The organism is Methylomonas sp. EFPC3, from assembly GCF_029643245.1.
Lineage (GTDB): Bacteria > Pseudomonadota > Gammaproteobacteria > Methylococcales > Methylomonadaceae > Methylomonas > Methylomonas koyamae_B.
This window is the reverse complement of the sequence record NZ_CP116398.1, coordinates 1,184,349-1,208,741: the sequence shown is the minus strand read 5'-3', so window position 1 is coordinate 1,208,741 and position 24,393 is coordinate 1,184,349. Positions and strand designations below refer to the sequence as shown.

Below are 24,393 nucleotides of genomic sequence, written 5' to 3'. Positions count from 1 at the left end.
AACAGTTGGGTTTAGTACTTAACGGATAAGCTGACATAGTAGGTGCGTTGCGCCAGCGGATTATTTTCGTAGACATCCTGGTCCAGAATATTATCGATACCGGCCGACATTGTGCTTTTCAGATTGTGGTATGTCGGCAGCCTGTAGTTGGTTTTGAAGTCCACCAGCGTGTATTCGTCGGAGCCGTTGAATACGTTGGCTTCGGTATCGACGTTGGTAATTTGGTGGAACATGTCGCTACGGTAGCGGACCGATGGCGTGACATCCCATTCCGGCAGTATATGGTAAGTCGCCTGAACATTGGCCTGCAAACGAGGCGTCCGCGGCCACTCGTTACCGGCCAGCCCCGGCGCCTGGGGATTATTGACGATTTGCTTGTTCAGGAAAATGGTATTGGCTGCAAAATCCAGCGGCAGGCCGAACAAACCGTATTTCTGATACGTCAAATCGACACCGATCGATTCGGTTTGTCCGATGGCCAGATAGGTGTTCGGCCCGTTGCCGCCCGCCAGCAGCGGGTTATAGGAAAATATTTCATCGTTGATTTGGTCGTAAAAAAAGTTGGCCCTGACCAAGCCCTGGTGCAGGTCGTACTGAACCATGAAGTTATGAAAATAACCATTTTCCGGCCCCAGGTTTGGATCGGCGAATGTGGTTCCGGCGACGGTATTCTTGCTGGCAAATAATTCTTCAGCCACCGGAAAACGATAGGCTTTGGAGAACGAATAACGCAAAGTCCAATTATCCGGCGAATACTCGATCGCGGCTTTAGGCGAGATCCGGGCCTGGCTGCGGTCTTCGTAATTCTGGATGCGCCTGACGTCGGTAGCGCTACGGTTGTAGTTGTAAAAATGGCCGCCTATCGTCTGAAAATGATCGTAGCGCAAGCCGGCCATTACGCTCCAATCCGGCAGGAAACGCCATTCGACCTGCGAAAACAAGCTGTTGGTCTGGGTTTGTCCGCCCGAGTTGCTGATTTCGTTACCGCGCATGCCGCTCGCATAAACGCTGCTGTCATAGACCCGGTTATTATTGTTGCCGTGCACCAACTGGTAGCCGCCCATAAAGGATAAATCGTCGCGGCCGAATAACTGGTCGGTGGCGAGTTTCAGGTCGTAAGTCGCCCACCAGGTACTGACATCGGTGATTTGTCCCGGCAACTGGCCAGCGACCAGGGCGTTGGGGTCCAGTTGGGCACCCCTGGATTGCAGGCTGGTATCCTTAAAGGCGTCGTAAAAGCTGGCCGTGGTGTCGATGTGCCAGCGCTCGCTGATCTTGCCTTTCAGGCTCAAGCCGTAATTCAAGGCTTGGCGGTTCTGTTCCTGCAAACGGAAGCCATTCAACGGCACCGTGAAGTTATAGCCGTCTTGCGTATAGTAATTGGTAAAACGGCCGTTGTTGTTGGTGCTATTGCTAAACAGGGTTTGCCCGGTGGCAGAGCTTTTGGACAGGGCCAGCGGATCGTTGTTGTATCTGTTGCGTTCTTCGTAGGCAATAGTAAATCGAGCCTGCAAGTCGTCCGTCAGGTCGTAAGAGGTTTTCAGTTTAAACAAATCGGTTTCGGCCCGATCGATGCCCGAGTCGCCGAAAATAAAATTCCGGCCGCCGGTCGGGCTCGGAATCAGTTGTGCCCCGGTGACCGGGATGGCCGTGGCGCCGGCGGCCAGATTGCTCGGTAAACCGCGCGAGGCGGCTGATGTGCCGATCGGGTCCATCGGTTGGCCTTGGTTTTCCATGTGGTTGTATGAGAGGTACACCCGAAATTTATCGATACGGTCGCCGCCGGAAACGAAGGTACGAAACCCCTGCAATACCTGATCGCGGCCGCCGCGGTGCATGTCCTGAAAGATGCCGGTGGCGCTCATTTCCGCTTCGAATTTATCCGGCATGCGGGTGTTGAAATTGACCACGCCGCCGAAAGAGTGGCCGTCGTACTGGCTGGAAAATGGCCCGAACAGTACGTCGACCGATTCGATTTCGTTCGGCGCAACCATCGACCAACGCGGTGCGGCGGTGTGGCCGGCGTTAACCATGTTGTAAATCGGCATGCCGTCCGCGAATACCATGGTATGGGCAGACTGGGTGATATTCGAACCGCGCATCGCGATCGGTGCGTTCGCATCGCCCGGGTAGCGGCGACGGACGTTGACGCCGGGAAGGTAGCGCAACGCGTCCTCGATGGTAACTTCGTTGACTTTGGTTTCGATATCCGCCCGGTTTACCGTCAAACTTGGCGTGGCTTTAGCGGTGTTGGGAAACTTGGGTTTGCCGGTTTCGGAATCGACGACCACTTCGCTCAACGTTTGCGCCGAATCCTGGGCTTTGTCTTTAGCGGGCGCGGTAGTAGCGCGCGGGTCTGCTTTAACGCTCGGTCCGACGACGGAAGCGATGGTAAACGCCAATACGGTTTTGGCGAGTTGCTCTGGAATTTTCATGGGTATGCGAGCCTTGATTGCTGAATAAAATCGGAAAAGTACCCACTAGCGGCGGGTAGCATTGGCGATATCGCCGGAAGTTGCCGTTGCGCGGCAGCGGAGAAACTGGTGCAAACGCACTGAAAGCCGGGAAGGCTGAAAGCGGGGGATGGAGCAGAGGCCCATGCCGTCGAGGGCTGGGGCGCGAGCAGTATGGCGGACGAGGTTGTCGATACGGTAATGACAGGCAATCGCGGCGGCGAGGTGCGACCGACGCCGTTACTGGTCATGCTCAAACCCGGTGAGTGGTTAATCTCAGGAAATAGCCGTCTGAAGCGGCAAGCAACCGCGGCTGGCGGCGCCGATTCGATTTGGGGCGGGAAGTATCCGGCGTCGGCAGGGGCCGTTTGCCTGAACCGCGCTTGAACCCGCTCCACGGCTTCGGTCTGCATCCGCTTGGAAACGGCGAGCAGCGCGTCCGGAATATTCGCCTTTACCGCACCGATTGCAGGCTGTTGCGCCAGCGTCATCGAAAAAAAACAGCCGACCGCCAATATCACGCCTTTGGTGAAGACGATCCCGGCGCCGTGCAATAGCAAGGTTGCCGATACGAAACCGCACACGTACGAAATCAAACCGGCGGAAGCTGAAATCTCCTGGCCGTGGGCAAAGCCGTGGCAAAAACCGAACAATGCAACGATCGCCAAGTTGGTATTGGTGCTGAAGCGCAGGTTGCGCACGATCAATACGCCGAATACGGCGCATGACAGCAGCACAATCGTTTCGATCTGCGGCAGGTAGCAGCCGAGCGCTCCGGCCAGACCGCCCAGACTCATGACGCCGACGAACGTGGCCGGCAGCATCCAAATCGCATGCCCTCGCAATTGTGCGGCCCAGATGCCAACCGCCAACATCGTGACCAAATGATCGTTACCGGCAAACGGATGGGCGAAACCGCTGCTCAAACCGTTGCGTTCGACATTCGCCAACAAAAACCAGCCAGCCACCGCGATCAGCGCGACCAGCACCCATAGCCGGCGGCTATCGGCTGCTGGAATCACCGGGCTTGAGGAATGGAAGGTATCGCGCATCGTTGAGTTTATGAAGTTTGAGATTAACTTCACATTCTAAACAGCCGTTTAGGGATGGCGCAAGTTGCATAAGCCAACAAAACCATTCCCGCGGGCTAAGAGTCCGTCCCACTAGGAACCACGGGGAAAGGCGCTGCTGTTGAACGAAACGATCGCTCCGGCAGGCATTACCGGAGCGATAGAGCACCAAGCGAATCTGCATCGCAGCGGCGTTATGTCAAGGATGGTAGGAGCACGCCATGCCCGCGATCAAGCGCCTTCGGTCGAGTTCCTACAGCGTTTGAACAAGCCGGTTTTTTGCTTAACTTAACGACATTGAGGGCGGCTGGCTGAAGAAATACTGGCCGGGCTCAGCGGTTTTGTATTGGTCGCCGCCCTGTGGAGCCGTTACAATCCGCGCCGCTGGTTTACATGACTATTAACGGAGGGTGTATGTACAAAACGATTTCCGGCGGCCGGCTGCTGGCCGCAGCCTTGATCTTGGTTGCCAATGGCGTTGCCGCCGAAACCGTGCCGGCGGCGAAACCGGAGCACGGTGAATATCGGGATTGGCGGCTGTTGGGTGTGTCGCTGCGCCACGAAAAGAACAGCATGCGGGCGATCGTCGGCAACGACGTTGCCATCAATGCCGCGCGGGCCGGCAAGACCAAGCCCTGGCCGGACGGGAGCATCATCGCCAAGATCAAATGGGCCGAGCGCAAGCATCCGAATTGGGAACAAGCCTCGGTGCCCGGCGAATTTACCGCCGCCGAAGCGATGGTGAAAGACAGCAAGAAATACGCTGAGACCGGCGGTTGGGGCTTCGGTATCTGGGAAGGCAAGACTTTGAAAATGTACGACAAGGCGCAATCCGCGCCTTGCTTCGCCTGCCACGCGCCGATGAAGGACGCCGACTACGTCTATACCCTGCCGAATCTGCAATAACAACGGATGGGAAAGAGGGCGGTCAAACGCCCTCGTTGACCAAACCCATCAAAGCCGCCACATGCGCGGCGACGCTGTTTGCCAGCGCCCGCAAATTGTAGCCGCCCTCCAGCACCGAAATCAGACGCCCCTGGCAGTAGTCCTCGGCGATCGCTCGCAATTGTTCGGTCAGCCAATGGTAGTCTGCTTCCGTCAAGCGCAACGAGGCGAGCGGGTCGTCTTTGTGCGCGTCGAATCCGGCTGAAATCAAAACCAACTGCGGTGCAAATTTGCGCAAGGCGGGGAATACCGTATCGCGATATTTGGCCCGAATCACCTCGCCGTCGCTGCCGGTCGCCAACGCCAGATTGAGGATATTGCCGGCACCGTGTTCAGAAGGATGGCCGCTGCCGGGGTAATGCGGCCATTGGTGGCTGGATATGTAGAGCACTTGCGGCTGGTCGTAAAACGCGGCCTGGGTGCCGTTGCCGTGGTGCACGTCGAAATCGACGATCGCGATCCGCTCCAGGCCGTAACCCTTGCGTGCATACTCGGCGGCTATCGCCACGTTGTTGAACAGACAAAAACCCATCGGGTAGTCGGGCATGGCATGGTGTCCGGGCGGGCGCACCGCACAGAAGGCATTGTCGGCTGCGCCGCCGCAGACTTTATCCACTGCATCGCATACCGCCGCGACGGCCAGTAGCGCCGCCTGGCGCGAACCGGGCGAAACCACTGTGTCGGCATCCAGGTTGGTCAGACCGTGTTCCGGTATCTCGGCCAGCAGTTTGGCGATCATGGCCCGACCGTGAACCAACCCGATTTTGTCTTCAATGTCGTCCGGCAATGCCGCTTGTACATGCGTCAGTGCGGCGAATTTCGGTGCCGCGAGCGCTTCGGCAATCACTCGCAACCGCTCGGGGCATTCCGGATGGGCCAGCCCGGTATCGTGGGCCAGAAAATCCGGATGGCTGTAATACAGTGTGCGCATAAACATACTCCCGCGAAACGTGCTTCAAGGTATTCGGTTTCGGTTTGGGTTCGCCTGGCTGCAGTTTATCTTAAAGTCGCACGAAAACTCTATGGATATTAATTGTTTACAATGTCCGAGCCGGCCGACGCCGCGATTGGCGCGGAATCGGCCCGGCCGTGGCTAGGGAATTCGGTTTATCGTTGCCATCAACTCGCCTGAGTCCGATAATTCGGCTTAAAATGAAACAAAACTTTTACAATCAATATCTTGTAAATCATTCTTGAAGTGAGTTACGGGATAAACTTAATGCTGGCTAAAGTGCTTTGTTACGAGTTTCCCGTGAAACTTAAAGCCATCAAAATGGTTCCGAAATCAAACACTCACGTTCCGGATTGGGGGCTGGTGCAACCGCGGCGGCCGGCGAACGCTGACAAGGGTTTCACTGGCTTGCTTCGGCATTGACCGGCAGTTCGATGCGCAAGGTGGTGCCTTCGCCGACTCGGCTGCGCGCGCTGATTTCGCCGCTGTGTTTTTTGACAATGCCGTAGGAAATTGTCAATCCCAGCCCGGTCCCTTTACCGACCGGCTTGGTGGTGTAAAAGGCATCGAAAATCCGGTTCAGTTGCTCGTCGGCAATCCCGCAGCCGGTGTCGGAAATTTCTAGCCAGACCCGGCCTTCGCCGCTGCCGGTGGCAATGGTGATGACGCCCCGCTTGTCAATCGCGTATGCGGCGTTGACCAGCAAGTTGACGAAGACCTGATTCAGTTGGCCAGCCAAGCAATTGACCAAAGGCAACTCGCCATAGTGTTTGACGATGTCCGCTTTGTATTTGAGTTCGTTGTAAACAATGTTCAACGCGCTATCCAGGTTGGCGTTGAGATCGGCCCACTGCCAGGCATCGCCGTCGCGTTGCGGATGGGAAAAGTCCTTCAAGTCCTGAACGATTTTGGCAACCCGGTTAATACCGTCCAGCGAATCGTTGAGCAAATCCGGCGCATCGTCTCGCAAGTAGTCGAAGTCGATCCGGCGTTTGACCGAGTCGATTTCGGCACGCAGGACCGGGTCGGCCAGCGCTGCCTCGGCCTGTTCGTAAGTCTCGGCCAGGGCTAATAAGTCTTCGGTATATCCCTTCAGAGTATTTAGATTGGATTTGACGAATCCGATCGGATTGTTGATTTCGTGGGCAACGCCCGCAGCCAATTGACCGATCGATGACATTTTCTCCGATTGCAGCAACTGCGCCTGCATGTCCTGCAACTTGTGGTTGGTCGCGTCGAGCCGTTGGTTCTGCATCACGATAAATTGCATGACGTCTTGGGTTTGCTTCACCAATTGCCATTGCCTGACCATAGCATGGACCACTTGGCGGACGACCAAGTCGCAAACCGGTTGCTGTAAAATCAGCAACTGATCGCTCTCGCCCAGCGTTTCGGCGATCTGTGGCCAGTCAAGTCCCGGATCGGCATTGCAAAGCACCGCGTTCAAACCGGAATCCAATTCCCACAGGTGTTTTATCAAGGCCACGCCGCTGGCTTGCGGCAAAGGATGCAGCACAAAAACCAAATTAAACGGGGTGTTTGCGGCCAAACCGTCGGCAATCGCCTGTGCCGCATGCGCTGTATTGCCGGACCAATGTACGGCGTAGCTCGGTTTTCCGGAAATTTGGCTGCTATCGGCCACTGCCGCCCGATTGAACAACCGGTTGAGGCGGGTTGCCAATTCCGGATCGCTGCCGACAACCAAAATCGCCGGCCTGTCGCTGTCGATCACCAGAATTTTCGATAAGTTCTCGTCGTCGCTCATCTCGCCGCCTTTGCATGCTCCAGCCAGTTACCATGTCGCACTGATTATAGTAAAAAGCCGGCCGCGGCCAGTTGCCGGTGCCGTTCGGGACAGATGAGTCTAGTCACCTACCACGGTATCCACCAATAAAATTCGCTCATTGTCCAGGCGTAGCGCCAGGGTCTTGCATAGCAGGCTGGTTTCGAAATCGCGATAGCGTTCGGAGGTGACGATGCGGTTGCGATCGCCGCAGTTTTCCAGCGCCAGCAACTGAAAGAAGTACGGCCGCCAGGACCAGTTGAAGCCGATCTTGCGCGGATCGGTAAACCATTGGTTTTCGCTGAAATTGAAATCCGGCGAAATCTGGTCGCCCTGGTTGTTGCACAGGTAAAACCGGATCACGCCGCTTTGGCTGAAATTCCAGCTGACCAGTTCGTTCAGGTTGAAATCGTCCTGTAGTGCTTGGGCCAAGCGGTAAATCAAAGCCTTGATGACGTTGATCGCGTTGATTTCTTTTTGTACCCGCGGCAGCGTGTTTTTGACGAATTTGCTGCGTAGCGAGGCCGCGTGCTGTTCGAAACTGTTGATGGGCAGGAAATCGGCTTCGGCTTTGGCGAACAAAAAACCCTGCATGAATTGGGCGCCGCAGTTCAAGCCGAATAGAAATTCCTCGTCGCTTTCGACGCCTTCGCAGACGATGCGGGCGCCGGTGCGCTGGCCCAGGCGCGACATCAGATGCACGATGTCGGTAGCGATGCTGCTGCCGCGGGCGGCACGCTTGAACAACCGCATATCGATTTTGATGATGTCGGGCTGGATTGCGATCACCCGTTCCAGTTGCGAGGAACCGGCGCCGAAGTCGCCGATCGCCACCCGCAGGCCGTGTTTGCGGTAACGCTGCACGATCTGTTTCAACTTGTGCGGATCGACGTGAGCATCGGAGATTTCGACCACGATGCGCTGGCGGTCGATATTCAACTCTTCCAGCATGCGCAGGGTCGGCAAGGCATTGAGTTGGCGCAGATTCTCGATCCAAGCCGCCGAAATGTTCAGCGCCAGATAGGTTTGGCTATCGGCCTGCTGCGAGAATTTTTCCAGGGCTTGCCAGCGTACCTGTCGGTCGAGTTCGGTACGCTGTTTGATGTCCACATCGGCGGAGGAGAACAGGGCGCCGGCAGAAACCACATTGCCCTTGGAATCGTATTGGCGGGCCAAGGCTTCGTAACCGACGATTTTGCTGCTGGCTATCGCAATGATGGGTTGAAAATAGGGAAATAGCGTTGTTTTTTCAGGCATGGTCCTTGTGCGCGTCGAGTTAACCGGGCTGAGGCAAAAACTCCTTCAATTCGGCGACGCAGGAACCGCAGCCGCTGCCCGCGCCGAGGCAGGCGCTGATATCCGCCACGCTTTGTAACTTATGGGTTTGCACCGCTTGTTGAATGGTTTTCTCGCCGACATTGAAACACGAACAGACGATTCGGCCAATATCGGCTTCGCCTTTCGGCGGCTGGCCGCTGAGCAAGGCCAAACGTTCGCTGCGACTCAGTTCCGGTTTCGGGAACAAACTGCACAGCCAACCCGGCTCCGGTAACTCGAAATCCGGTCCGACCAACAGACAGACTTGCAGTCGATTGTCGCTGACGTAGGCGCAACGGTAATAGCCGGCCTGCAGATCGCTGTATTCCAGCCAGTCGCCCGCCCCGGCCATACCGTGCTCGGCAAACAATTCCCGGCTCCACTGGCGCCAGTCTTTACCGGCGCCGCTGCCGGCCAGCTCGTAACGGAAAAACTGGTCGCCGCGGATTTTGACTTGATATTCGCAATCCCGGATCGCCAACGGTTGCCGGGTCAGAATCGTCGCGTACCAAGTCGCCGGCCAGGCAGAGATCCTGACCGGAGTCTGCTTACTTTCCGGCTGGCCGGAGTAGGGGTCCACCACCGGGTTGACCAAAGCCCCCATCCGGCCGTGGCTGCTCAGTTGCGCCGTCCAATGCATCGGGACGAACAAGCTGCCCTGGCGTTGGCCGGCGCCGATTTCGACCCGCGCCAGCATTTGCCCCCAACGGCTTTCGATGCGGGCCAGACTGCGGTGCTTCAGTTGTAAGCGCTCGGCGTCGGCGGGATGGATTTCGACGAAGGGCTCCGGCCGATGCGCGTTCAATTTGGCGGCCAAGCCGGTGCGGGTCATGGTATGCCATTGATCGCGCAAGCGGCCGGTGTTCAGCGTGAACGGGTAGTCGGCGTCGACGCTATGGCGCGGCCCGTGCGGCGCGACCGGAATGAATCTGGCCTTGCGGTCGGCGGTATAAAAAAGCTTGTCGTCGAACAACTGCGGCCGGCCTTGCGGTCGGTCGCGGCTTACCGGCCACTGTACCGGTTGCAGGGCATCGAATTCGGTCTGATCGATCGCGGTAAACGCCGACAAATCGAAGTCGCGTAATTGATGTTCGGCGTCGTTCTCGAAGGCCGACAGCGCCGCATGTTCGCGAAAGATTTCGGCGCTGGATTGGTAAGCGAAGGCCTCGGTAAAGCCCATGCGTTGCGCCACCCGGCTAATGATCCACCAGTCGTGGCGAGCTTCGCCGGAAGCCGGGAACAACGGCCGTTGCCGCGAGATGCGCCGTTCCAGATTGGTCACGGTGCCGTCCTTTTCGCTCCAGCCGGTGGCCGGCAACAACACGTGCGCGAGTTGGGCCGTGTCGGTCTCGGCGATGCAATCCGATACCACGACGAATTCGCAGCCTTGCAGCGCTTGCTTCACCCGGTCCGCGTCCGGCATCGACACCACCGGATTGGTGGCCATGATCCAGACCGCCTTGACCCGGCCGGCGGCGACGGCCTCGAACATGTCCACGGCTTTCAGTCCGGCTTTGTTCGCCACGTGTTCGCTGTGCCAAAACCGGCCGACGCGGTCGACATGCACCGGATTGTCCAGGTCCATGTGTGCCGCCAGCATGTTGGCGAGACCGCCGACTTCGCGGCCGCCCATCGCATTGGGTTGGCCGGTGAACGAAAACGGCCCCATGCCGGGTTTGCCCAGCCGGCCGCTCGCCAGATGGCAGTTGATGATGGCGTTGCATTTGTCCGATCCGGAGCTGGATTGGTTGATGCCTTGCGAATACACCGTGACGCTGCGTTCGGTTGCTGCGAACCAAGCGAAAAATTGGGCGATATCGGCCGGGTCCAGCTCGCAACCGGCGGCGACCGCGGCCACCGAACCGGCGTCGGCCTCGGCTTGGCGCAGCGCCTCGGCGAAACCGTTGGTGAAATTGGCGACGTAGTCGTGGTCGATGCGGCCATCGCGCTGCAGGTGGCATAACAGGCCATTGAACAGTAGCGCGTCCATGCCCGGCTTCAACGGCAGATGCAGGTCGGCGATATCGCAACTGGCGGTGCGGCGCGGATCGACGACGACGACTTTTAACTGCGGATTGCTTTCCTTGGCTTTGCGGATGCGTTGAAACGCAATCGGGTGGCACCAGGCGGCGTTGGAACCGACCAGCACGATCAAATCGGCCAATTCCAGGTCTGCGTAACTGCAGGGCACGGTATCGGCGCCGAAAGCGCGTTTATAGCCGACCACAGCCGACGACATGCACAAACGGGAATTGGTATCGATGTTGGCCGAGCCGATGAAACCTTTCATCAGCTTGTTGGCGACATAATAGTCTTCGGTCAGCAATTGGCCCGACACATAAAACGCGACGGCGTCCGGTCCGTGTTCGGCGATGATCTGGCGGAAGCGGCCGGCGACGTGGTCCAGCGCACTATCCCAATCGCAACGCCGGCCGTTGACGGCAGGGTAGAGCAAGCGGTTTTCCAGCGTGACGGTATCGCCCAGCGTGGCGCCCTTCGAACAGAGTTTGCCGAAGTTGGAGGGATGTTCCGGATCGCCTTTGATGGTGACCCGATGCGCGGCGGGATCTTCGACCGTGGCTTCGATGCCGCAGCCGACGCCGCAATAGGGGCAGGTGGTTTTAACGGTTGCTGGAGTCATGGCGTAACGGTTAAGCGGCGGCGGCCAACGGCGTCTGGCCGAACATCAGGCGATCGCGGATCGCAGCGATCGGGGTTTTGTCCTTGACCAGGTTCAAATACCAGGCGCTGTCGCTGGTGTCGCCGTACAAGATCACGCCGATCACGATATCGCCGCGCAGTACGATTTTTTTGTAGACGCCGAGGCCGTGGTCGATCAATTGCAGAATTTGGCAGTCGGCGTCGCCCTCGAAATCGCCGACCGAAAACAAGTCAATGCCGGTCACTTTCAGCATCGTCGCCGACGACAAGGTCTGATAGATGCTGCCGTCATGACCCGACAATTGGCGGGCGCAGACTTTGGCTTGCTCGTAAACCGGCGCCACCAGACCGAACAATTCGCCGCGGTGCTGGACGCATTCACCGACCGAGAACACCCGCGGATCGCTGGTTTGCATCAGGTCGTCGACGATGACGCCGCGCTCGCATTGCAAGCCGATGCGTTCGGCCAAGGCGATGTTCGGTTTGATGCCGGTCGACATTACCAGCAAATCCGCCGGCAGAATTTCGCCGTTACTGAGCTGCACCTGTTGAATATGGCCGTCGTCGCCGAGGATGCGATCGATGGTACAGCCCAAATGAAATTTTATGCCCTTGTCTGCTAATTGCTGTTGCAAAAAGCCGGCCGCCTGCCTATCCAGTTGTTTGTTCAATAAATGCCCGGCGCGGTTGATGACACTGACCTGCATACCGCGTTGCAACAGGCCGTTAGCCGCTTCCAGGCCCAGCAAGCCGCCACCGAGAATCACGGCGTGCGTCTTACTCGCTGCAGCGGCAATCATGCTCTGCACGTCGGCGATATCGCGAAAACCCAACACACCGCGCAAATCGCGGCCAGGGATGTCCAGCATCAATGGCAGGGAACCGGTGGCCAGCAATAAATAATCGTATTCCGCTTCGGTGCCGTCCTGAGCCACAACCCGACGCCGTTCACGGTCGACGCCGACTACTGCTTTATCGGTACCGCAGTACAAGGTGATGTCGTGTTTGCGGTACCAGTCGAAATCGTGAATCATGATCTCGGCGATGCTTTTGGCGCCGAACAATACCGGAGTCAACATAATCCGGTTGTAATTGCCGTGCGGCTCGGCGCCGAACACGGTGATTTGATAGCGTTCGGGCGCCAACTGCAGCAATTCGTCGACGGTACGCATCCCCGCCATGCCATTGCCGATGACTACCAGTTTCAGTTTCATGACTATATCTAACAACTGTGGAATCGATGCCGGCCGGGAAGTTGATGCCCGGCCGGCGGGGACTTAGAAGCTGACGTTGGCTTGCAGCCAGATTCTTTGGGTGTCGGTATATGCAGTGTTCTCGGTATTGAAGTTGGCGTACTTGGCTAACAAGGAGTAGTGCTTGCCGAATTTCTTCAAGATCGAGAAATCCCATTCGCTACCGTACTCGATGCCGCCGGTATCGTCGTAGAAGTCGTGGTAGACGCCGGTGACGATCAGGCTGTCGTTCATCATTTTGTAGCTGGCGGTGGCGAACACGTCGCGAATACCGGCGGCGGGCGTGGTCAGGAACAAATCCGCCCAACCCTGGAAGGCGTGGTTGGTACCCAACGGGGTCTGGAAGGATTTGTAGGTGGTGCCGTTGGTGGTAACGCGGTTGCCGGTGTAGCCGTAACCGTTGAGCTGCTCGATGGCGCCTTGCAGACTCAGGTTGAAGGCGCTGACGCCACCCATGAAATTGAAGCGGTCCGCTTGGTAGTCGTTGGGGTTGTCGCCGTAGTCGAGCTGGTTGCTCCATTCGGCGGTATACAGAAAATTCACCCGATCGAAAAACTGCGGTGACTTACCGTCAAAACGCAGGCCGTAGGTTTGCGACGATTTGTGATAGTTCTCGCGTTGCCGATAGTCCAGCCAGTAGCCGTAACCGATCAGATTGCCCCAGTCGTTGACCTTGTAGTTCAGATTCAGGATCGGGGCGTTGATGGTTTCGGTTTCGCCGAAGATGTTTTGAATGTGGTCGAGATAGCCGGCGTTGACGGTCAGGCCGAAAATGGTCTGATTGTTGTGTGTCAGCAGTATCGAGTCGTAAGTCATCTCCATTTGCCGCCAACCAACGTTACCGATGAAGCGGTCGTCGTCTAACTTGATCCGTTGCCGGCCGACTTTGATCAAGGTGTCGGGGATGCCTTTGTAACTGAGCCAGAATTGATTCAATTCGCTGCGGTCGGGGTCGGCTATCAGCGAATAGTCGCGGTGGCGGTTAGTGGTGGTACCGCCTTGGTCATAGTCTTCCTGCAAGGCATAGTTACCTTCATATTCGGCATAGGCCTGGAAGTCGTAGAACGTCGGCGACAGCAAACCCAGTCGCAGGCGGGCGGTGTTGGCGTTTGCGGTCTCGACCCGGCGCGGCGCCTTGCCCGGAATGCCCGGACCTTGGTCCTGGTCGAGGTTTTCCCAGCGATAGTTCAAATCCATTTTTACTGCGCCGTTGCTGCCGTAATGGTAAAAATTCAGCGCATCTTCCACTTCCTTGGTGATGTCGGCGGATGCGGTGGTACTGGCGATTGCCATCGACAGTAGCGTGGCGGTGGTAGGTAGTTGATGTTTCGGTAATGGCATATAGATCCCCTAAGCAAATGAAATACAGAGAAGCGAAATCAGTGGGTATGGTCGCATTCGGACAAGAAGGTCAGCAGGCTCTCCCGGTATTTGTAATAGTCGGGGTGTTCGAGCAAGGCCTTGCGGCTGCGCGGCCGGGGCAGGTCGATCTCCTGGATTTTGCCGATTTTGGCGTGGGGGCCGTTGGTCATCATCACCACCCGGTCGGCCAATAAAATGGCTTCGTCGACGTCGTGGGTGACGACGATGGCGGTGACGTGTGTGCGTTCCCAGACTTCCATCAGAACTTCCTGCAATTCCCAGCGGGTCAACGAATCGAGCATACCGAACGGCTCGTCGAGCAATAACAGTTTAGGCGACAAGGCAAAAGCGCGGGCGATACCCACCCGTTGGCGCATGCCGTTGGACATGTCGGCCGCTTTTTTGAACATGCTGTCGGCCAAGCCGACCCGGGTCAGGTAATACTCGACGATGTCTTCGCGCTCGTCCTGGCTGGCATGGGGATAAACTTTATCGACGCCGAGCATGACATTGTCGAATGCCGTCAACCACGGAAACAGACTCGGCGCCTGGAACACCACGCCGCGGTCCGGGCCGGCGCCGTCGATTTCGCGGTTGTCGAGCACGATACCGCCTTCGGAGATCTCGTTCAGACCGGCGGTCATCGATAACACCGTCGATTTGCCGCAGCCGGAGTGGCCGATAATCGAGATGAATTCGCCCTTCTTCATTTTCAGATCAAAACCGTCGACTACTTTTACGGTGCCGTTGCCGTCGGGGGTCGGGTAGATTTTCGACAGGTTGGCAAACTCCAGATAGCGGGCCTTGCCCAGGTCGCGTTGGTCCGGCTTCAGGGCCGAGGTATCCAGTTTCCAGTCGTTGCTGGTGTTGGGACGCACATCCGGCAATTTCAGCTTGTCACCGATTTCGGCCTGGGCTTTTTGCATGCCGATGTCCATCAGGTAGCGGGTGATGTCGGCGCGCAGGCGTTTGAACTCCGGGTCGTGGTTCAAGGCGGTACGGTTGCGCGGGCGTTCCAGGTCGATGACGAAATCCGGGCCGAAAGTGGCGTCCGGACCGGGGTTTAACGGAATTACCCGGTCAGCCATGTAGATGGCTTCGTCGACATCGTTGGTGATCAGAATCACCGTTTTCCGGTCCTGCTCCCAGATTTGCAGGATTTCGTCCTGCAGATTGCCGCGGGTCAAGGCATCCAGCGCGCTGAGCGGTTCGTCCAGCAGCAGGATGTCCGGGTTGGCCGCCAAAGCGCGCGCGACGTTGACCCGTTGCCGCATACCGCCGGACAGTTCCGACGGTTTTTTATCCATCGCCCGGCCCAGATTGACCATGTTGACATATTTCTCGGTGTGGGCGCGACGTTGCTCCGGGGTCCAGTCCTTGAAGATCGCATCCACCGCCAGCGCCACGTTTTCGTAAACGGTCAACCAAGGCATCAACGAATAGTTTTGAAACACCACGCCGCGATCCGGCCCCGGTTCGCCGATGGTCTGGCCGTTTTTTAACAGTTCGCCGCTATCGGGATAGATCAAGCCGGCGATCAGCGACACCAAGGTGGTTTTGCCGCTGCCGGAAAAGCCGACGATGGCAATGAATTCGCCTTCCTTAATATCCAGATTGATGTCTTTCAATATCGAAGTCCGGCTTTTGCCCTCGCCGTAGGATTTGCAGACGTTTTTCAGTTCCACCAACGGTTTGCTGGAGTCGTTGGCCGGGGAGGCGCTCGTATGTTTATGCATGGATAAGTCGATGATTTTGGCGGCAGCGGTCATGGCGGCACCTTAAATTTTTTGGAACGAGAACAGGTTTTGCAGCGAATGCATGATGCGATCCAGCACGAAGCCGATGATGCCGATCGTGAACACTGCCACCATGATCCGGCTCAGCGAGTTGGAACTGCCGTTTTGGAACTCGTCCCAGACGAATTTGCCCAGACCGGGGTTTTGCGCCAGCATCTCCGCAGCGATCAATACCATCCAGCCCACGCCCAGCGACAAGCGCATGCCGGTGAAGATGAAGGGCAGGGCAGACGGCAGGATGATGCGTTTGATCTGGGTTGGCCAATCCAGTCGTAATACCTTGCCGACGTTGACCAGATCGCGATCGATCGACGACACGCCGACCGCGGTGTTGATCAGCGTCGGCCATAGCGAGCATAGCGTTACGGTGATGGCCGAGGTGATGAAAGACTTTTCGAACCAAGAGTCTTCGCTGGTGACGTAGAGCGCACTGACCACCAGCGTCACGATCGGCAGCCAGGCCAGCGGCGACACCGGTTTGAAGATTTGGATCAGGGGGTTGAACGCGGTGTTGAGCACCGGGCTCATGCCGCACAGGATGCCGAGCGGCACTGCCACCAAGGTCGCAATCACAAAGCCGGCGAACACGGTGCGCAGGCTGGTCAGAATTTTATCCAGGTAAGTCGGTTTGCCGGTGTAAGGGCGAATCTTGATTTCCGCGTTCGGGTCTTCGGCCAGCTTTTCCTTGTTGCGTTGTTCCTGGCGTTGGTAAAACTCGGCTTTTTTGGTGCGCTCGGAAATGTGCTCGTCGATCAAGCCGCCGACCTCGTCCCAAACCGCAACCGGTCCCGGAATCGCACCCAAACTGGTTTTTACGCCGGATGCAGAGACGCTCCACATGCCCAGGAAAATAGCGAAGGCGATGATGGGCACGCCCATGATCAGAAACAATTGGCGCATTTGTTGGGCCGGGTTCTCGCCGGCCGCCATTTTCACCAAAGGCACGAACCAGGTCAGGCCCGTAATATTGAAGAATTTGATCAATTTGTTACTCATAAAATGTTCCTCTTCAGGAAATCAAGGTACGCGACGAGTACCCCATGTTGCTTGTTCAGGCTGCTTCGAATACGCCTGAAAATCCAGTCCGTTAATTCTTTAAAAAAGATGTGCTTCCCTGCACCAAACAACGTCCCTGTTAGAGCACCCACCAGAGTTTGTTACTCGACAATCTTGCCGCCGGAGACGGTTTGTTTGCCTTTCAAGCCGATCGGGAATTTGGCCAGATAATCGTTAGGTTTGTTGGCATCGAACGGAATTTTGTCGATGAAGAAGTTTTGCGACGGCTTGATGCTGGTATCTGCCGGGAAATCTTCGGCTTTGGCTTTGCCTTCGGCGATCAATTCTTTCGCTGCAGCCAGATAAATGTCAGGGCGATAGACTTTTTTCGCGGTTTCCATGTACCAGTTGTCAGGTTTGTACTCGTTGATCATGCCCCAGCGGCGTAATTGGGTTAAATACCATACTGCGCTGCTGTAAGACGGATAGCTGGCGCCGTGACGGAAGAAGGTGTTGAAGTCGGGCAGCGAACGCTTGTCGCCTTTTTCGTATTCAAAGGTGCCGTTCATACTGGCCGCCAATACCTCGACGTCTGCACCCACGTATTGTTTTTGCGAGAGCATTTCGATGGCTTCTTTACGGTTCTTGTTGCTTTCCGCATCCAGCCACATCGAGGCGCGAATCAAGGCTTTGGTGACGGCTAAATAGGTGTTGGGATATTTTTCCGCCCAGGCTTGAGTAACACCGAACACTTTTTCAGGGGTGTCTTTCCAGAGTTCTTCGTCGGTGATGACCGGTACGCCGATGCCTTTAAACACGGCTTGCTGGTTCCAGGGTTCGCCGACGCAATAGCCGAAGATGGTGCCGGATTCCAGGGTGGCCGGCATTTGCGGTGGTGGTGTTACCGCCAATAAAGCCTCGGCACTGATTTGGCCGGAAGTGTCTTGCGGCGGGGCGTAAAAACCGGGGTTGATGCCGCCAGCCGCCAGCCAGTAGCGCAGTTTGATGTTATGGCTACCCGGCGGGAAGGTCATCGCCATATTGAAGGGTTTGCCTTCAGCTTTGAATTTATCTACTACTGGTTTTAAGGCGTCGGCCTTAATCGGGTGTACCGGCTTGCCGCCTTCCATCGGCACGTTGGCTTTCATTTGTTTCCAGATGTCGTTGGAGACGGTAATCGCGTTACCGTTGAAACCCATGCTAAACGCCGTGACGATATCGGCTTTGGTGCCGTAGCCCGCGCTGTAACCCAAGGGGGCGGCAGCCAGCATGTGGGATCCGTCTAACTCGCCGTTCACAACCCGGTCCATCACCACTTTCCAGTTTGCTTGCGCTTCCAATTGCACGAACAGGCCTTCGTCCTCGAAAAAGCCTTTCTCGGCGGCAACGGCCAGCGGCGCCATGTCGGTCAGTTTGATAAAACCGAATTTCAAATCTTCTTTCTCGGGTTTGGCGCCGGCCTGTACGGCTGTCGAAAAACTCAATCCGGCAACCGCTATGGCGGCAGCGACGGCGACAAACAGTTTTTTGGGGGCGGGTTTCTTGGCTGGTTTCATGTCGTTTCCTGTTAGCGATAAAAGTCTGGGCCAAAAAAAAAGCGCCTGCAGCCCGATTCCTAATCGAATCGGGTGCAGGACGCCTTTGTCCGGTTTGCTCAACATTGAGCGGTTAAAACAGTAACCCTGCTTTGGGTGTTATTAAGACTTAAGCAAACGAGGTGCCACTTTTGATTTTTATGGGGGAAATATAAAATAGTTTTGTTAAAACAAAGTGTTGAAAATTTATTATCTGGGTTTGGCCGGAAAACCCGAATTGTGTCGAAGGTGAAAGGCGGGTGGGATTGATAACAGTTTGGGCGAATCGCACATCTATGGTGCGAACAAATGTGGTCAAACTGGTGCAAATCTGACTTGCTTGCCGGCCATGCTGGGGCATGCTGGAACGAACCGGCGACTGCTTGAACATGGCCTGCCAAGAGCGCTCGGCGTGCGGGCCTGCGGTGGAATCGGGTAATTCGGCTCGGGCCTGGATTATATTGGGGCTGTATTGTGCGTGCTGGAGCCAACCAACGGCAGTTTGATGTCAGTCGCTGATAACGGCGGCGAATAAAAATAACCCTGGCCGAGTTGGCAACCCAATTGCGTCAGTAATTGGGCTTGATCGGCATTCTCAATGCCTTCCGCCAGGATCAGCAGGTCCATGTTCTTGCCAATATCAATGATGGACTTGATCAGCGCATTATCTTGCTCTGCACCCAATTCATGCACAAAGGACTGATCGATTTTTAGGATATTGAGCGGGAATTTCTTCAGGTACGCCAGTGAAGAATAACCGGTGCCAAAATCGTCCAGGCTCAACAAAATGCCGAGTTCGCGCAATTCGTGCATCACCCGAATGCTCTCGCCGATGTTTTGCATGGCGGTGGATTCTGTGATTTCCAGGATCAGTTGGGCGCCAGCCAAGTGGCAGTTGGTCAACAATGTTTGAATGTCCCGGCACAAACCGGGCTGCAGAAATTGGCGAGGAGACAGATTGATACTAATTTTGAGCGGTATATCCGGCCATCGCCCGCGCCAAACCGATGCTTGTTGACAGGCGTTCCTGATTACCCAGTCGCCGATCGAGTTGATCATGCCATTGTCTTCGGCGATAGCCAGAAAGCTGTCGGGTTTTAACTCGCCCCGTTGCGGATGCTGCCAGCGCAGCAAGGCTTCATAGCCATAAACCCGGTGATCGGCCAAATTCACCAGTGGCTGGTAAACCAAATGGAATTGATGTTCCCAATCGGCCATCTGCAACTCAAACTCCATACTGCTACGGGCTATGGCTTGCTGACGCATCTGATCGTTGTAGAAACGGTAGCGGTTACGCCCCGCGGCCTTGGCGGCATACATCGCGGTATCGGCGTTTTTGATCAGCTCCGGCGCCGTGGTGCCGTGTGCAGGGAACAGGGCAACACCGATACTGACGGAAGCGTTAAATTGGACGCTGCCGATTTCGTGGGGCAGGGACAATTCGTGAAGCAGCTTTTGCAGGATATGTTCGGTGGTGGAGTGGCAATGATCCAGATCCTTGAAGTGGGTCAACAACACCACGAATTCGTCGCCGGCGAACCGCGACACGCTATCGGTTTCTCTGATACAAGCAAGCAGACGACTGGCGACGTTTTGTAGCAGCACGTCGCCTGCCAGATGGCCGCAGGTGTCGTTCAACAGTTTGAATCGGTCCAGGTCGAGAAACAGAACACTCAGCGACTCGCGCGAGCGGCTGGCGTGCAAGATGGCATTGTTCAGCAGTTCGTTGAAGTAACTGCGATTGGGTAATTTGGTCAGAATGTCGTAATGCGCCAAAAATTCGATCTTGCTGTCGTTCAATTTTTTTTGCGTGACATCGGAAAACATCACAATGCAGTTTTTGATTTTTCTGAATGCATCATGGCTGCAACTGACGGTCAGCGAGGCCGTGAATGCACTGCCGTTACGGCGATAAAGCTCCACTTCTCCCTTCCAGCGGTCGTGGCTGATCAACTTGGACCAGATCACCTCGAATAGTTTGAGGTTCTGGCCGGCAAACAACACCGAAACCACCGACTTGCCGATAACTTCGGAACGCTGATAGTCGGTAATGTCGATGAACGACTGGTTGACGCTGAGAATCTGTTTATGGTCGTTGGTGATTAGGATCGCCTCTTCGCTGGTCTCAAATACCTTGGCGGCCAGTGCCTTCTCCTCTGCCAGACGGTGCCGGTCGGTGACGTCCACGGCGATCACCAACAAAGACTGCCTCGCTTGACCGCTCTCGTCGAGTTCGCTTATCCGGCGGGCATTGAACTGAACCTGCAAAGGTATGCTTTGCCGCGGGTTTTTCAGTAGCCGCAATTCGATGGTTTTATGCTCCGGTTTACTGAAAAACGCCGGGTAGCGAGCATTGAAGATGATGGTGTCATCCGGGTGAATGAAGTGGGTGAGGTGCCGGCCTTCAACATCCTGCTGTGTGACCTCCAGCATGTCGCGTAGGGTCTGATTGGCCTTGAGAATGCGTCCCTGCTGGTCCATCTTCAAATACCCTGCAGGAGCTTGCTCAAACAACAGGCTGAAATTATTTTTGGCGTGGAGTAAGGCTTGATACGTTTCCCGCAACGTCTGGTTTTGCATCTCCAATTGCATTTGATGCACGTTCAATTCGTGGATCAAAGCTTTGACGTCATCCAATTGCCCAGGGTACAGGCCGTTGGGTAAATCCTTCAGAAGGGCTTCCGCTCGGCGACGTAAGGTTTCGGGATCCAGTTGCGCCATTCCGATTTCCGAGCGGTGTTAAACCGGTTTTTCTGTGGTGACCACCAGCATGGTATCGCCGTTTTGGTAGCCGAGCACCGATGCGATCATAGTGATGTCCAGCACTTGTTTGTGTTTGGTCAGGCGTTGGATCTGGGTAACCTGATAGCTCGATTTGCCGGAAATGATGCTTTGAAACATGTTAAACGCTTCGTCGCGCAGACTGGTCGGAATCAAGCTCTCGAACTTCATGCCCATCGCTTCGGATTGGGACCATCCGTACAGGGATTCCGCGCCCTTGTTCCAGGCGACGATACGCCCCTCGAAATCGATGATAATGATGGCTTCACTGACATCCATCAGCATGGAAGCCAGCTTTTGAATGCAATTGATGCAATGGCGTTTGTCGATCAACAAGTGGCTTCTCAGATCCCGTTCGGTCAACGCAAAGATTTGTCCGCTATCGTTTTGGGCAGAGAGCAAGGTCGCAGATACGGAAACATCAATGACTTCCCCTCTCCGATTTACACGCTTGCTGTCGAATTGGGCAACTTGTTCGCCCTGTTTGAGTTTTTCGAATACCCGACGCATTCTTGGCCGCTCGTCCAGCGTTACCAGGTTTTCGAAGTGCATTTGCAGTGCCTCTTGCTCGCTCCAACCGTACAGTATTTCCGCGCCACGATTCCAGGTAATAAATTTGCCGGATTCGTCCATAAGGGTAATCGCATCCTGCGAATAGTTGACAAAGCTAGCCAGACGCTGGGTTTCCAATTCGGCCCGTTGTTGCAGACTTTGCTGGGTTTGTTTCAGCAGATCGATATTGACGAACGTCAGGATCACCCCGGAATAGATCCGGTCCGAAACGGCGTAGGGAATGATCCGCATAAAGAACCAATTGCCAGACTGGTTTTGCACTTCCGATTCCAAAATGATCTTTTTTGCCACCACTTGACTGATCAGATTCTCGAGATCGATGTCGCGAATTGAATGAGTCAAATGAAAGAACGGCCGGCCTATGTCGTTTTCGACAATATGAAACAGGCTTTGCAGTTTATGGGTAAAGCGGCGGATATCCAGATTCTCATCCAGAAACAGGATGCCGATATTGGTGCTATTGAACAGGTTATCGAGGTCGTTGTTGAGAATGGTCAACTCGGTGATTTTGCTCTGGTGTTCGGCGTTAACGGTATACAGCTCTTCGTTTACCGATTGCAATTCCTCGTTGGTGCTCTGCAATTCTTCGTTACTGGCTAATAATTCTTCGTTGGTGGCTTGCAATTCCTCGTTGGAGGTTTCCAGTTCTTCCACCGTGGCTTGCAGGTTTTCCCGGGTGAGCTGCAGTTCCTGTTCCAGATCGTTGATGCGTTGCGCGGCGTCCTGATTGATATCGAAATTATCGGCGACGAAGCCGATGTCCTGGGTGGCGTGATGATCGGCCTCGAAAATCAGAATCGCAATCAGGGTTTCCTGGCTCTTGCGACCGGGCAATAACCTGATGTGAATGTTCAGGGTCCGCGCCTTGTCCTTTTCGCGCAGTTTAATGTTGGACATGCTGATGTTTTCCCCGCTTTTCAGGGCTTTTCGCACGCCGGTAGCGATCGGAATGGCCAAATCCTTGCTGACCAGTTTGGTAATGTCGGTGACCAATTTGCCGCTGGGGTAGGTCAGATAACGCTGCGCATCGCCGAAGATATGCGATATCTCCAAGTTCTCATTCACGATCATGGTGAACGGCAGCAGATCTTTGGTCAACGCGTTAAAAAAGCGTTCCAGAATTTTGTCGTCCTGATAACGGCCGGCAAAGTGACGACTGGATTGCGGCGACGTATTGCTGAAGGACGTTATCAGTGTCGGGGTCGGATCGATACTGCTAATACCCAGGCTGCGGTATTTGCCCCGAGCCCGGTAAATCTTGCCTTTGGGGCTGACCATGTCGAAATAGTCGACCATCTCGCCAATCGATTCGCTGGTGCCCAGCATCAACAGGCCGTCTTTCACCAACGAAAAATTGAATAGTTCAAGTATCTTTCTTTGCAGGATGGGCTGTAAATAAATCAATAAATTTCGACAGCTCAATAAATGAATGTTGGTAAAAGGCGGGTCCTTAATCAGATTGTGCTGGGCGAACACCACCATCTCGCGGATGGATTGCGATATTTGAAAACTGTCTTCCCGGCGTGAAAAATATTTCACCAGCAAATGCGAGGGTATATCGGCGGCGATACTCTCCGGATACAGGCCGGAGCTGGCTTTCTCCACGGCTTTGGCATCGACATCGGTGGCAAATAATTTCATCCGGAAAAAATTGCCGGAATATTCCCGATATTCCGCGAGCATGATTGCCAGCGAATAGGCTTCCTCTCCGGTGGAGCAGCCGGCAATCCATACCCTGATTTCGTTGTTGCTGATCGACTTCACCAACTGGGGCAGCCATTTACTCCGAATCTCTTCAAACACCGTGTCGTCGCGGAAGAAACTGGTGACACCGATCAACAATTCCTGAAATAAGGTTGATACTTCCTGGGGATTTTCTTCCAGTAGGTTGCGGTATTCTTTGAGATCCCGACATTGGTTGATCGTAATACGACGTTCGATACGGCGGACGATGGTGTTGGGCTTGTAAAACGTGAAATCGACTTTGTGCTTGTCGCGCAACAGGGCAAATATGCGGGTGAGATCGCTGTCCTCGGAGTTGATGCTGGCATCCTGAAAGGCGTATGGATGCTTGACGAATGCCATCAACTGTTTGGGCATGTCTTCCGGCGGCAGTATGAAGTCGACCAGGCCTGTCGCAATCGCATTTCGAGGCATGCCGTCGAACTTGGCGCTTTCTTCATCCTGGACCATGACCATGCCACCATGTTCCTTGATGGCGCGAATTCCGCGCGTGCCGTCGCTGCCGGTACCGGAAAGGACGATGCCAACCGCGAATTCACCGACATCTTCCGCCAATGAGCGCATGAAAATATCGATAGGCAAATTAAGTTCGTTGCTATGGTTCTGATTGTTCAACAGCAGATGGCCGTGAAAAATCGTCAGGTTTTTACGTGGCGGTATCAGGTAGACATGATTAGGCTCTACTTTCATGCCTTCTTCGATTCGCAACACCGGCATGAGAGTGTGCTTGGATAGTAGTTCTACCATCAAGCTTTTGTAGTCAGGCGATAGATGCTGAACCACAATAAACGCCATCCCCGTATCAGCCGGCATTTTTTTGAAGAAACTTTCTATCGCTTCCAAACCTCCGGCAGAGGCACCGATACCCACTACGTATCGCTGGTCATTTTCTTTGTCGAGTTTTTTCATCGGTTCGCGGAGGGTCTATTCGGCTGCATTGAACACATTGTAGATAGATTGTTCATGTCAAACTCGCCACGTTCGACAGTCTCAACCATGAACCAAATTACTGTTACACGTCAAAATACCGTTAATTCGCCTATATCCCAAGCATCGAAAACCGCATCTGATTGAATGCCGGAGCCGTCTTCGACACCGCGGGAACCCAACTTGGCGTTATCAGTGGGCTTAGTT

General features: G+C 55.2%; 14 protein-coding genes. 1 reads left to right on the top strand and 13 read right to left on the bottom strand.

Annotated features, from left to right (window positions below; genetic code table 11):
- Positions 1–11: 11 nt before the first annotated feature.
- Both PL263_RS05465 and PL263_RS05460 read right to left on the bottom strand, forming a co-directional pair.
- On the bottom strand, positions 12–2,435 hold the full coding sequence (locus PL263_RS05465) for a TonB-dependent receptor (protein WP_278212055.1): 2,424 nt from the start codon (positions 2,433–2,435) through the stop codon (positions 12–14).
- Positions 2,432–3,505, bottom strand: coding sequence for a HupE/UreJ family protein (locus PL263_RS05460; protein WP_278212054.1), 1,074 nt, complete (start codon positions 3,503–3,505; stop codon positions 2,432–2,434). The genes PL263_RS05465 and PL263_RS05460 overlap by 4 nt, the downstream gene beginning before the upstream one ends.
- A gap of 432 nt (positions 3,506–3,937) precedes the next feature.
- On the opposite strand from PL263_RS05460, the gene PL263_RS05455 reads away from it, so the two are divergent.
- Positions 3,938–4,429: a cytochrome P460 family protein gene (locus PL263_RS05455; protein ID WP_278212053.1), complete on the top strand. Its 492-nt coding sequence runs from the start codon at positions 3,938–3,940 to the stop codon at positions 4,427–4,429.
- 22 nt (positions 4,430–4,451) lie between these two features.
- Here PL263_RS05455 and PL263_RS05450 read toward each other — a convergent pair whose 3' ends face one another.
- From PL263_RS05450 to PL263_RS05400, 11 genes are all read right to left on the bottom strand, one after another.
- Positions 4,452–5,399: a histone deacetylase family protein gene (locus PL263_RS05450; protein ID WP_278212052.1), complete on the bottom strand. Its 948-nt coding sequence runs from the start codon at positions 5,397–5,399 to the stop codon at positions 4,452–4,454.
- A 421-nt stretch (positions 5,400–5,820) separates the two neighbouring features.
- Positions 5,821–7,185 carry an ATP-binding protein gene (locus PL263_RS05445; RefSeq protein WP_278212051.1) on the bottom strand — a complete coding sequence of 455 codons (1,365 nt, stop codon included), beginning with the start codon at positions 7,183–7,185 and terminating at the stop codon, positions 5,821–5,823.
- A 99-nt stretch (positions 7,186–7,284) separates the two neighbouring features.
- Positions 7,285–8,460, bottom strand: a complete 1,176-nt coding sequence (locus tag PL263_RS05440; protein WP_278212050.1) for an EAL domain-containing protein — start codon at positions 8,458–8,460, stop codon at positions 7,285–7,287.
- 19 nt (positions 8,461–8,479) lie between these two features.
- On the bottom strand, positions 8,480–11,161 hold the full coding sequence (locus PL263_RS05435; RefSeq protein ID WP_278212049.1) for a nitrate reductase: 2,682 nt from the start codon (positions 11,159–11,161) through the stop codon (positions 8,480–8,482).
- A gap of 10 nt (positions 11,162–11,171) precedes the next feature.
- Positions 11,172–12,395, bottom strand: a complete 1,224-nt coding sequence (locus PL263_RS05430; protein ID WP_278212048.1) for an FAD-dependent oxidoreductase — start codon at positions 12,393–12,395, stop codon at positions 11,172–11,174.
- 63 nt (positions 12,396–12,458) lie between these two features.
- Positions 12,459–13,775, bottom strand: coding sequence for an alginate export family protein (locus PL263_RS05425; protein WP_278212047.1), 1,317 nt, complete (start codon positions 13,773–13,775; stop codon positions 12,459–12,461).
- Positions 13,776–13,813: 38 nt separating this feature from the next.
- A complete protein-coding gene (locus tag PL263_RS05420) occupies positions 13,814–15,565 on the bottom strand; it encodes an ABC transporter ATP-binding protein (RefSeq protein WP_186289450.1) in 1,752 nt (583 codons plus the stop codon).
- A gap of 9 nt (positions 15,566–15,574) precedes the next feature.
- Positions 15,575–16,588, bottom strand: coding sequence for an ABC transporter permease (locus PL263_RS05415; protein ID WP_140910454.1), 1,014 nt, complete (start codon positions 16,586–16,588; stop codon positions 15,575–15,577).
- A 161-nt stretch (positions 16,589–16,749) separates the two neighbouring features.
- On the bottom strand, positions 16,750–18,144 hold the full coding sequence (locus PL263_RS05410) for a CmpA/NrtA family ABC transporter substrate-binding protein (RefSeq protein WP_278212044.1): 1,395 nt from the start codon (positions 18,142–18,144) through the stop codon (positions 16,750–16,752).
- Positions 18,145–18,618: 474 nt separating this feature from the next.
- Positions 18,619–20,883 carry an EAL domain-containing protein gene (locus tag PL263_RS05405; protein WP_278212043.1) on the bottom strand — a complete coding sequence of 755 codons (2,265 nt, stop codon included), beginning with the start codon at positions 20,881–20,883 and terminating at the stop codon, positions 18,619–18,621.
- Between the two features lie 18 nt (positions 20,884–20,901).
- On the bottom strand, positions 20,902–24,168 hold the full coding sequence (locus PL263_RS05400; RefSeq protein WP_278212042.1) for a chemotaxis protein CheB: 3,267 nt from the start codon (positions 24,166–24,168) through the stop codon (positions 20,902–20,904).
- Positions 24,169–24,393: the final 225 nt, after the last annotated feature.